Source organism: Pedococcus sp. P2_E4, from assembly GCF_056403935.1.
This window is the reverse complement of sequence record NZ_JBFUEO010000020.1, coordinates 72,060-83,170: the sequence shown is the minus strand read 5'-3', so window position 1 is coordinate 83,170 and position 11,111 is coordinate 72,060. Positions and strand designations below refer to the sequence as shown.

Below are 11,111 nucleotides of genomic sequence, written 5' to 3'. Positions count from 1 at the left end.
CGCCACCGGCTCGCGCTCGGCGGGTGCGGCGGGTGCGGCGGGGCGTCGCGACGGGGTGGACGCGACGCCGGACCCGCTCCTCGCCGAGTTCGCCCGGCGGCTGCGCGGCACCGGGCTGGTCGTCCACGAGTCGTTCGGCGCAGCGGGCCACCCGATCGACCTCGCCGTCGAGGACCCGGACCACCAGGGGCAGGTGCTGGTGGCCGTGGAGAGCGACGGACCGGCCTACGCGGCCATGCGGTCGACCCGCGACCGCGACCGGCTCCGCGGCGAGCAGCTGGGCCGACTCGGCTGGCAGCACCTCCGGGTGTGGAGCACCGACCTGTTCCGCGACCCGGCCCGGGACGTCTCCCGGGTGCACACGGCGATCGCCCGCGCCGTCGCGCAGCAGCAGGCCCCTGCCGAGGCGACCCTTGCCGCCGAGAGCCGGGCTGGGGAGACCCGGGCCGGGGAGACCACTGCGGGTGGGCCGCCGGTCCCGGGCGACGGCTCGTCGGCCGGTGTCCAGGGAGTGCTGGGCGAGCCGGGCGACTTCATGATGGGCGAGCCGACGGTCKACGCGTCGGACGAGGCAGATGCGGTGACCGAGGAGGAGTTCGTGCCCACCAGTGACGAGGGTGCCCGCCAGCGACGAGTGCGGGGCCGCAAGGCCAAGCGTGCCCCCGAGCAGACCAAGGACGACACCGACGCCGGGTGGGGCGAGCGCACGGAGCAGTCAGCCCACGACCGCTGGCTGCAGGAGCAGCGTCCGCCGCACTGGGGCACCGACTAGGGCTCCCCCCGCCACCCCCCCACTCACCCCCGACTTTGTATACGGATCGCCGCATCCGGGGGTTCTCAACGCCCCCGTATTCGGCATCCCGTAGACAAAGTCGAGGGAAGCGGGGGGTGGGTCGCGGGTGAGCGGTGGGGTGGGTCGGGTTGGGTCGCCGTGGTCAGGCCCGGCCCTGCAGGGCGTCGCGGATCTCGCGCAGCAGGACGATGTTCTCGTCGGGAGCTGCGTCCTCCTCGTCCCTGGCGTACCGGGCCTTGGCCAGCTCGTACGGCTTCACGACGAAGAAGTACACGACGAAGGCCATGATGATGAACGCCACGAGCGCGGTCAGGAAGGGACCGACCGACACGAGGTCACCCGGGTGCCACTTGTCGAAGTTGGGGGCACCGCCGGCCTTGGCCAGCAGCTCGACGATCACCTTGGTGAACGCGGTGACGACGGCGGCGAAGGCTGCGCCGATGATGAACGCGACGGCAAGCTCGACGAGGTTGCCCCGCATCACGAAGTCCTTGAAACCCTTCATGGGTTGTCCCACCCTTCCCTGGTTGTTGGTCCTACAGCCCGTCACGCTAGCGACAAGTCGGCCGCCACTCGGGGACCGGGCGCCCGCGTCACCCCGCCTCGGGCCAGGGGTGGCGCAGCACGAGCTCAAGCTGGGGGCGACCGAGCGCGTCCTCGGGGACGGCCAGGATGGCGGTCGCGACCTCTTGACCTGCGGAGACGACGAGACCGCCGCCCTCGACGACCGAGCCGCTGGGCGCCGGACCGCCGATCGTCGCCCCGAAGTCCGCCCTCAAAGTCGTGTCGACACGCAACACGACCACCGCGCGCGCCACGGGTCCGTCGGGCCCCCACAGGTCGACGCGGTCCCCGGCCGAGACCATCGAGAGCACACCGGGATCGGGGATCGTCACGTGGACGGCGACCGCCTCGGCGGGCTGGCCGGACAGGAGCGCGTTGCCGGTCACTCGGGCGCGGGTGATCGGCTCGCCCACCCCCATGGGCGCGCCGAGGGGGCGACCGAGCACCTGGCTGAGGCTGGTGGCCGAGTCCGCGGGAACGAGCTCGGCCGGCCACCACGCCTCACGGACCGAGCCCCGGGTCGCGATCTCGCCGACCGCGATCGGGCGGGCCGCTACCACCAGGCGCTCGAGACCGGCGGAGTCTGTCGACCGGGAGGCGGTGACGGCGACGGCAGCGACGATCGCGCACGCCACCGCGGCGGTGCGGCGCAGCATCCGCCGGCGCCACTGCCGGCGCCGGCCCGGACCGTACGCCCAGCCGACCACGTGGGCGACCCGCGGCATGGCCGACTGCCTCAGCCAGGCAGCTCGAACGGCAGCGTGATGCCGTCGAGCGCGCGACGGCAGCCACAGGTCGCCTCGGCGTCGCTCTCGGCGGCCGGCATGGCCGACAGCGCCGAGCGCAGCACCGACTTGAGGCCGTCGATGTTCTGGGCGAAGACGGCCAGGACCTCCTCGTGGGTGACGGCCTCGCCCCCGTCGACCCCGGCGTCGTGGTCGGTGACGAGTGCGACGGTCGTGAAGCACATCGCGAGCTCGCGGGCGATCGCCGCCTCGGGCGCCGTGGTCATGCCGACGATCGACCAGCCGGCCTGCTGGTGCCACGCCGACTCGGCCTTGGAGGAGAACCGCGGACCGTTGATGACGAGGAGCGTGCCGGCGTCGGCCACGGGCTTCCCGGCCGCCCCTGCGGCCTGCACCGCAACCGCACGCCCGCGCGGACAGAAGGGGTCGGCAAAGCCCACGTGCACGACCGGCCCCTCCTCGGCATACACGGTGTGGTCGCGCCCCCACGTGCGGTCGACCACCTGGTCGGGAACCACGATCGTGCCGGGACCGAGCTCGGGCCGCAGCGAGCCGACGGCGCACGGCGACAGCACCTGGCGCACCCCGACGGAGCGCAGCGCCCAGAGGTTGGCGCGGTAGTTGACCCGGTGCGGTGGGAACCGGTGCCCCTGGCCGTGCCTGGCGATGAACGCGACCCGTCGCCCGTCGACCTCGCCGATCACGAGGTCGTCGCTCGGCGCCCCGAACGGGGTCTCGACCCGCACCCGCTCGGCACGGTCGAAGAACTCGTAGAAGCCGGACCCGCCGATGAGGCCGAGGTCCGCGGGGGCGCTGGTCGAGGGCATACGGGCAGCCTACGCAGCACCCCCTCGTCCCGGCCCGCCGTGGGATCCGCTGTGGACGGCCCACGACGAAGCCCGCCCCTGTGGACAGGGACGGGCCGGTTCGTCGGTATGCCGCGAGGGCGGCACCTGGGGGTGTCTCACCTCAGGCGGCCGAGCCCCCGGCGGACGAGGTCGAGCCCGAGGACGAGGAGCCGGACGAGGAGGTCGTCGACGAGCCGGAGGACGAGGAGCCCGAGGACGACGAGCCGGAGGACGAGCCGGACGAAGACGACCCCGACCCCGACGACCCGGAGCTGGCCGGGACGGACGCGGACGAGCCGCTGCGTGAATCGGTGCGGTAGAACCCGCCACCCTTGAACACGACCCCGACGGCGTTGAACACCTTGCGCAGGCGTCCCTGGCACTCGGGGCACACGGTCAATGAGTCGTCACTGAACGACTGCACCGCGTCGAAGCGGTGGTCGCACTCCGTGCAGGCGTAGGAGTACGTCGGCACTCTTCCTCCAAGGTTCTGCGGGGTTTCACTCGGTCGTGTCGGGACTGGCCCGGGCTGGCACTGTCACAGTGCGAGTGCCAAGTGTAAGGCTCCAGCGGCCCTAGTTCTTCCAGCCGGCCAGCCGTCCGTGCTGGCTGACGGCCCGCACCCGCTTCTCGGCCGGGGTCTTGGACTCCGCCGTCGCGACGATGAGCAGCTGGTCGCCCCGCCGGATGACGGTGTTGCCGGCAGGGACGAAACCCTTGTCGTCGCGCACGACCAGCGTGACGTTGGCGCCCTGGGGGAGCCGCAGCTCGAACACCTCGACACCATGCAGCTTGGAGTGCAGCCCGACGCTGACCTGGAGCATCTCGGCGCCCATCTCCTCCAGCGGCGTGGACTCCACGGCGAGGTCAAGGGTCTGGTAGTCCTCGACGATCCCCAACCGCTGGGCCACCCACGGCAGGGTCGGCCCCTGGACGATGGTGAAGATGACCACGAGCACGAAGACGAGGTCGAAGATCCCCTCGACGTTGGGCGCGCCGACCGTCGCGGGCACGGTGGCGAGCACGACCGGGACCGCCCCGCGCAGCCCGGCCCACGACAGGAACGCCTGGTCGCGCCAGGACAGCCGGAAAGGCAGGAGCGAGACGACGACCGACAACGGCCGCGCCACGAGGAGCAGGACCAGCCCGATGACGACGGCTGAGACGAGCTGCTCGTCCATCTGGCCGGGCGAGGCCAGCAGGCCGAGCAGGACGAACAGCCCGATCTGGGCCAGCCAGCCCAGGGCCGTCGCGAAACCCTGGACGGCTGGCCGGTGCGGCAGCCGGAGGTTCCCGAGCACGAGCGCCGCGAGGTAGCACGCGAGGAAGCCGCTGGCGTGCACGCTGGCGGCCGAGGCATACGCAAGGACCGTCAGGGCCATGACCCCGATGCTGAACAGACCCGACGAGCTCGACGCGAACCGTCGCATGAACTGGCCGCCCAGCCAGCCGACGGCCAGGCCGATCGCCGCCCCGGCGACGAGCTCGAGGCCGGCGGTGCCCGCCAGGACCCACCAGGGGTCGGCCTCGTCGGGCTTGGCACTGCGCGCGGCGAGCGCGGTCACGAGCAGGACCACGGGCGCGTCGTTGAAGCCGGACTCGGCCTCGAGCATCCCGGTGATCCTGCGCGGCAGGGGCACGCGTCGCAGCACCGAGAACACGGCGGCGGCGTCGGTGGACGTGAGGATGGCGCCGACGAGCAGCGCGGTGTTCCAGTCGAGGTGGAGGATGTAGCGCGCGCCGAACCCGACGACGGCCACCGAGATGACGACTCCCAGGGTCGACAACAGGGCGGCCGGGGCGACCGAGCGCCGGATGCCGTCCCAGCGGGTGCTCAGCCCGCCCTCGGCGAGGATGAGGATCAGCGCGGCGTAACCGAGGACCTGGGTCAGCTCGGCCGAGTCGAACTTGATCCCGAAGCCGCCCTCGCCGATGGCCAGGCCGATGCCGAGGTAGATGAGCAGCGACGGCAGCCCCGACTTGACCGACAGGCGGACGGCTGCGACCGAGACGAGCAGGACGACCGACCCCACCAGCAGCGCCGGAGTGAGGTCGTGCAGCGTGAAGGCTCCGGACGACTCGGACGCAGCGGTTCCCAAGACTGGTGCAGCCCAAGGGAAGGCACTGTGCACGGCCCGTCACGTCCTTTCCCTCACTGGCGTGCGGATAGTCTCGCAGGGTGTCCCGCGTGATTCTCGCCCGCCGCATCCTCGTCGCCGTGGCGGCCCTGCTCGTCGTCGCCCTCGGCATCGTCACGGTGCTTGCCGTGACGTGGATCCGGCGACCCTTTCCGACCAGCGAGGGCGAGCTCAGCATCCCCGGCCTGACCGCCAAGGTGGACGTGATCCGAGGCGAGCACGGGATCCCGCAGATCTACGCCGACACCGCTGAGGACCTGTTCCGGGCCGAGGGCTACGTCCACGCCCAGGACCGTTTCTTCGAGATGGACCTGCGACGGCACATCACCTCGGGCCGGCTGTCCGAGCTGGTCGGCAAGGGTGGTCTCGAGACCGACCGCGTCATCCGCACGCTCGGCTGGCGGCGGGTCGCCGAGGCCGAGCTGCCGACGCTGGAGCCCGAGACGCGGCAGTACCTCCAGGCCTACGCCGACGGCGTCAACGCCTACATCCACCGCCAGGGCAGCCCCTCGCGGATGTCGCTGGAGTACGCGTTCCTCGGGACGTCCGTCCCCGACTACCGGGTCGAGGACTGGACCCCGGCCGACTCGCTCGCGTGGCTCAAGGCCATGGCGTGGGACCTGCGCGGCGACTACACCGCCGAGCTGATGCGCGCGCGCCTCGCGGGGACGATGTCCATCAACCAGATCAACGAGCTGTACCCGTCGTACCCCTTCGACACGCACAAGCCGATCCTGTCGGCCCAGGACTGGCGGGCGCCCCAGTCGTCCGACGCCGGCTCGTCCGCGGCCAAGTCCGCGGTCCCCTCAGCGTTCGTGGGCTCCACGGCGCAGGCCAAGCCCGCGCAGGCCTGGCCCGCGCAGGCCTGGCCCGCGCAGGCCAAGCCCGCCCGGTCCACGGCGCAGGCCAAGCCTGCCAAGCGGGAGGCGGCCAGCGCCGAGACCAGCCCGCAGGCGCTTGCTGCGTATGCCGCGGTGGAGCGTGCGCTCGCGAACGTCCCGGTCACGATGGGGCGCGGCGACGGCATCGGGTCGAACTCCTGGGTCGTCGGCGGTGGACGCACCAGTACGGGAAAGCCGTTGCTCGCCAACGACCCGCACCTCGGCACCAGCATCCCCGGCATCTGGTACCAGGTCGGACTGCACTGCCGCAGCGTCTCGAGCTCGTGCCCGTTCGACGTCTCCGGCTACTCGTTCTCGGGCCTGCCCGGCATCGTCATCGGCCACAACCAGTCGATCGCGTGGGGCTTCACCAACCTCGGCCCGGACGTCAGTGACTTCTTCCTCGAGCAGGTGCGCGACCAGACCTACCTGCGGGACGGCAAGCAGGTGCCGCTGACCACGCGCACCGAGACCATCAAGATCGGCGGCGGGGGGTCCGAGACCATCACCGTGCGCAGCACCGAGCACGGGCCGATCCTGTCCGACGCCATCGAGAGCATCGCCCGCGCGGGGGAGAGCCCACCCGTCAACGGCCGCCCCAGCCCGGGCACCTACGAGGTCGCCCTGCAGTGGACCGGCATCGTCCCCAGCAAGACGGCCGACGCCATCTTCGGGCTCAACCGGGCCACCAACTTCGGTGAGTTCCGCGAGGCCGCCAAGAGCTTCGCCGTCCCGTCGCAGAACCTCCTGTACGCCGACACCGCGGGCAACATCGGCTACCAGGCGCCTGGTCAGATCCCGGTGCGCAGCCGCTACATGGACACCGCGCCCGGCTTCTGGATCCGCCCGGGCTGGGTGTCGTCGTGGGACTGGAAGGGCTACGTCCCGTTCGAGCAGATGCCGTACGCCTACAACCCGCCCGAAGGCTTCATCGTCGCGGCCAACCAGGCGGTCACGCCGAGCACCACCCCGTTCCTGACGACCGAGTTCGACTACGGCTTCCGCAGCCAGCGGATCCGGTCGTTGCTGGAGAAGAACACCAAGGTCACGCCCGCCACCATGTCGCAGATCCAGGGCGACACCCGCAGCCTGTTCGCGCCGACCCTCGTCAAGGCGCTGCTGTCGGTCGACCTCCAGGGTGACGACTTCACCGCGCAGGCCCAGGACCTGTTGCGCGAGTGGGACTTCACGACGCCGACGGGCGACTCGCAGGCCGGCGCCGCCGCGGCATACTTCAACGCGGTCTGGTCCACGCTGCTCGACCTGACCTTCAACGACGAGCTGCCCACGGACCTGCGGGCCGACGGTGGCGACCAGTGGATGCAGGCCGTCACGGTGCTGCTCACCAAGCCCCGCTCGGCCTGGTGGGACGACAAGCGCACGGCTGGTGTCACCGAGGGGCAGTCCGAGATCCTGCGCAAGGCCCTCGTCGACGCGCGCCTCGAGCTGACCAAGAAGCTCGGCAAGGAGCCCGCGGACTGGCAGTGGGGTCAGCTGCACACCCTCACGCTGACCCACCAGGTGCTCGGTGGCGACGACGTCCCCGGCCTGGTCAACAAGGTCTTCAACCGTGGGCCGATCGAGCTCCCGGGTGGTTCGGCCATCGTCAACGCGAACGGCTGGGATGCCAGCCTCGGGCTCGAGGAGCCGCGCAAGGCGTTCACCGTGGACTGGGCGCCGTCGATGCGGATGGTCGTCGACCTGTCCAACCTCGACGCCTCGCACTGGGTCAACCAGACCGGCAACAGCGGCCACACCTACTCCTCGCACTACGACGACCAGGTCGAGGCGTGGTCCAAGAACGAGCTGTTCGACTGGCCCTACTCCCGCAAGGCGGTCGACGAGGCGGGCGGCGACAAGCTCACGTTCGTCCCTGCGGCGTCGACGTCCTGAACCACCGGACCCCCAGCCCGGCGGCCATCACGGCGTCGACGGGTCTGTCGTGCGGTTCCGTGGGGAGGTCGTCGTCGGTCACCTCCCACGGGTGCACGACGGCCACCGCGACTCCACTCGTGCGCGGCAGGACACGGTCGTAGCACCCCTTGCCCCGGCCCAGCCGGGTGCCGGAACCGTCGACGCCCTGAGCGGGCACGAGGACCAGAAGGGCGTCGGCGACGGCATCGACCCCCAGGGCCACCTCGGTCCCGACCTCGCGCCAGTCGAGGTCCCAGTCCGCGAGCGTGATGGGGACCATGACCCGTATGCCGCGTGCGGCCAGCGCCGCGATGGTCGCCTCCGTCGGTGGCTCGGAGGGGAGGGACTCGTAGGAGGCGACCCAGTCGCCGGGTCGTACCCCGGCGTCGTGGGCGGCGGTGAGGGCGTCGATGGCGAGGGCCTCCGCGTCGGCGGCGCGGTCGCGACCGGGGACCAGCTCGCGACGGCGGGCCCCGACCTGTGCCCTCAGGGTGTCCTTGCGGTTCTCGGCCACCGTCCAATGGTCGCACTAGGGTGGGCCGTGTGAGCGCCACGGGGAAGACGCAGGCCGTGCAGCGGATGCAGGATCGCGGGGTCGACCCCCGCGCCGTCAGGGTGTTCGAGCACTTCTACGACCAGCTCGAGGCGGGCACCACGGGCCTGATGCCGGAGGCGGACATCGAGCCGATGCGGGGGGTGCCCACCCTGGCCTCGCTGGATTCGACCGAGCAGGAGCAGGTCGAGGCGCTCGGCCACACGGCCGTCGTCAAGGTCAACGGCGGGCTCGGGACGAGCATGGGGCTGTCCGGGCCCAAGTCCGTGCTCGAGGTGCGCGAGGGTCTGACCTTCCTCGACGTGATCGCCCGACAGGTGCTGGCCCTGCGCGAGCGCCACAGGGTGCAGATCCCCCTGCTGCTGATGAACTCGTTCCGCACCCGTGAGGCGTCCCTCAAGGTCCTTGCGGACTACCCGGAGCTCGAGGTCGAGGGTCTGCCCCTGGACTTCCTGCAGAGCGCCGAGCCCAAGCTGCGTGCCGACGACCTCACCCCCGTCTCGTGGCCCGACGACCCCGATCTCGAGTGGTGTCCACCCGGACATGGCGACATCTACGTGTCGCTGGTCGCGAGCGGGATCCTGGACACGCTGCGTGACAAGGGAGTTCGCTACGCCTTCCTGTCGAACGCCGACAACCTCGGCGCCACGTGCGACCCCGCGATCCCGGCCTGGATGGCGCGCGAGTCGATCCCGTTCGTGTCAGAGGTCTGCGAGCGCACGCGCAACGACCGCAAGGGAGGTCACCTGGCGGTCCGCAAGAGCGACGGCCGGCTGGTGCTGCGGGAGTCGGCGATGGTGGCCCCCGGCGAGGACCAGTACTTCCAGGACACCAGCCGCCACACGCTGTTCCACGCCAACAACCTGTGGGTCGACCTCGACGTCCTCGCAAAGGCGCTGGCCGACAAGGACGGGGTCCTGGGCCTGCCGATCATCGTCAACCGCAAGACCGTCGACCCGAGCCGCAAGGACTCGACGCCCGTGATCCAGGTCGAGTCGGCGATGGGGACGGCGATCGAGGTCTTCGACGGGGCTCGGGCGGTGCACGTGCCTCGCAGCCGGTTCCGCCCGGTCAAGACGACCAACGAGCTGCTGCTGCTGCGCTCCGACCTCTACGGCTTCGAGGACGGCTCGCAGATCGCTGCCCAGGGCGACGACCCGGACCCGCAGGTCGACCTCGACGACCACTACAAGCTGATCGCCGACTTCGACGCACGCTTCCCGGCCGGGGCGCCGTCGCTGCGCGAGTGCACGTCCCTGACCGTCCACGGTGACGTGACCTTCGGCGCCGACGTGCGGTGCGTCGGCGACGTGCTCGTCGAGGCCGACGAGCCGCGGACGGTCCCTGACGGTGCCACGCTCGGGCAGGGCTCACCGGTGGACGCGGCATGATCAGCGTCGAGCAGCACCTCAATCGCATCCTGGACACGGTCAAGGTCATCCGGCCGTTCGAGCAGGGTGTCCTCGACGCCCAGGGCACCGTCCTCGCCGAGGACGTGGTCGCCCGCGGGTCCCTTCCGGGGTTCACCAACTCAGCCATGGACGGGTATGCCGTGCGCGCCGCCGACGTGGCGACGGCTGCCCCTGACTCGCCGGTCGTCCTCCCTGTGGTCAACGACATCGCGGCCGGCAACACCAAGCCCCTGTCGCTGGCCCCCGGCCAGACGATGCGGATCATGACCGGCGCCCCGATGCCGAGGGGCGCCGACGCCGTCGTCCCGGTCGAGGCGACCGACGGCGGGGTCGTCAACGTCACCGTCAACGCGCGTTCGGTCGTGGGCCAGCACGTCCGCGAGACGGGCGAGGACGTCGAGTCCGGTGACGTGGTGCTGCGCCGCGGCACGCTGCTCGGGCCGGGTCAGATCGCGCTGCTCGCCGCGGCGGGCACCTCGCGCGTGCGCGTCGTGCCACGCCCCCGCGTCGTCGTGATCTCGACCGGCGACGAGCTGGTCGAGGTGGGTCGCACCCCCGGGTTCGGGCAGATCGTCGACTCCAACTCAGTCATGCTCACGGCCGCGGTGACCGCGGTCGGGGCCACGCCATACCGGGTCGGGGGAGTCCGCGACGACGCACGCGAGCTCATGGACACCCTCGAGGGGCAGCTGGTGCGGGCCGACGTCGTCATCACCACCGGTGGTGTCTCGATGGGAGCCTTCGACACGGTCAAGGAGGTGCTGTCCCGGGTCGGCACGATGCAGTTCGACAAGGTGGCGATGCGCCCCGGCATGCCGCAGGGCTTCGGGGTGCTCGGCGAGGACAAGGTCCCCGTATTCACCCTGCCGGGCAACCCGGTCAGCGCGCTGGTGTCGTTCCACGTCTTCGTCGCACCTGCCCTGCGGGCGATGGCGGGGCGGCCCGAGCCGTCGTACCCGCCCGGCTACCTGCCGGCGGTCGCGGCCGAGCCCTTCTCGTCCATCCCCGGCAAGATGGAGTTCCTGCGGGTCGTCCTCGACGACGACCGGGCCCGGCTGGCCGGTGGCCAGGGGTCGCACATGCTCGGGGCGCTGGCCGTGGCCGACGCGCTCGCGGTGATCCCACCCGAGGTGACCGAGGTCCGCGAGGGCGATGCCATCGACTGCCTCCCCTTGCTCGGGCGGGAGGGCCAGTGAGCGACGTCCCGACCACCCCGGCCGGCTCGACCACCGGGGGCACCCCGGCCGCCGGGCTCACCCACG

At 71.6% G+C, this 11,111-nt stretch carries 9 protein-coding genes and 2 pseudogenes; 5 read left to right on the top strand and 6 right to left on the bottom strand.

Annotated elements, in window-relative coordinates; translation table 11 throughout:
* Positions 1 to 772 (top strand): annotated as a pseudogene (locus AC1DV7_RS11285) (hypothetical protein); the annotation flags it as partial.
* 163 nt (positions 773 to 935) lie between these two features.
* Here AC1DV7_RS11285 and mscL read toward each other — a convergent pair.
* The 3 genes from mscL to AC1DV7_RS11270 all read right to left on the bottom strand — a co-directional run bounded on the left by mscL (position 936) and on the right by AC1DV7_RS11270 (position 2,930).
* Entirely contained in the window at positions 936 to 1,298 is a 363-nt protein-coding gene (mscL, locus tag AC1DV7_RS11280; RefSeq protein ID WP_477597212.1) for a large conductance mechanosensitive channel protein MscL, read from the bottom strand.
* 88 nt (positions 1,299 to 1,386) lie between these two features.
* Positions 1,387 to 2,082, bottom strand: a complete 696-nt coding sequence (locus tag AC1DV7_RS11275; protein WP_477597211.1) for an SAF domain-containing protein — start codon at positions 2,080 to 2,082, stop codon at positions 1,387 to 1,389.
* An 11-nt stretch (positions 2,083 to 2,093) separates the two neighbouring features.
* The gene (locus tag AC1DV7_RS11270; protein WP_477597210.1) at positions 2,094 to 2,930 is read right to left on the bottom strand and encodes an S-methyl-5'-thioadenosine phosphorylase; all 837 of its coding nucleotides are present in this window, start codon (positions 2,928 to 2,930) and stop codon (positions 2,094 to 2,096) included.
* 80 nt (positions 2,931 to 3,010) lie between these two features.
* On the opposite strand from AC1DV7_RS11270, the gene AC1DV7_RS11265 reads away from it, so the two are divergent.
* A complete protein-coding gene (locus AC1DV7_RS11265; RefSeq protein ID WP_477597217.1) occupies positions 3,011 to 3,271 on the top strand; it encodes a hypothetical protein in 261 nt (86 codons plus the stop codon).
* 14 nt (positions 3,272 to 3,285) lie between these two features.
* Here AC1DV7_RS11265 and AC1DV7_RS11260 read toward each other — a convergent pair.
* Both AC1DV7_RS11260 and AC1DV7_RS11255 read right to left on the bottom strand, forming a co-directional pair.
* A pseudogene (locus tag AC1DV7_RS11260) lies at positions 3,286 to 3,426 on the bottom strand (FmdB family zinc ribbon protein); the annotation flags it as partial.
* Between the two features lie 100 nt (positions 3,427 to 3,526).
* Complete coding sequence (locus AC1DV7_RS11255) at positions 3,527 to 5,050, bottom strand: potassium/proton antiporter (protein ID WP_477597209.1); 1,524 nt, start codon at positions 5,048 to 5,050, stop codon at positions 3,527 to 3,529.
* 80 nt (positions 5,051 to 5,130) lie between these two features.
* Here AC1DV7_RS11255 and AC1DV7_RS11250 point away from each other — a divergent pair, with 80 nt between their 5' ends.
* Positions 5,131 to 7,863, top strand: a complete 2,733-nt coding sequence (locus AC1DV7_RS11250; RefSeq protein WP_477597208.1) for a penicillin acylase family protein — start codon at positions 5,131 to 5,133, stop codon at positions 7,861 to 7,863.
* On the opposite strand, the gene AC1DV7_RS11245 is transcribed toward AC1DV7_RS11250, so the two are convergent.
* Entirely contained in the window at positions 7,832 to 8,398 is a 567-nt protein-coding gene (locus AC1DV7_RS11245) for a 5-formyltetrahydrofolate cyclo-ligase (RefSeq protein WP_477597207.1), read from the bottom strand. The two genes, AC1DV7_RS11250 and AC1DV7_RS11245, sit on opposite strands and share 32 nt — an antisense overlap.
* Before the next feature lie 29 nt (positions 8,399 to 8,427).
* On the opposite strand from AC1DV7_RS11245, the gene AC1DV7_RS11240 reads away from it, so the two are divergent.
* Positions 8,428 to 9,828: a UTP--glucose-1-phosphate uridylyltransferase gene (locus tag AC1DV7_RS11240; RefSeq protein WP_477597206.1), complete on the top strand. Its 1,401-nt coding sequence runs from the start codon at positions 8,428 to 8,430 to the stop codon at positions 9,826 to 9,828.
* Complete coding sequence (gene glp, locus AC1DV7_RS11235) at positions 9,825 to 11,045, top strand: molybdotransferase-like divisome protein Glp (RefSeq protein ID WP_477597205.1); 1,221 nt, start codon at positions 9,825 to 9,827, stop codon at positions 11,043 to 11,045. Before AC1DV7_RS11240 ends, glp begins: the two co-directional genes overlap by 4 nt.
* Positions 11,046 to 11,111 lie beyond the last annotated feature (66 nt).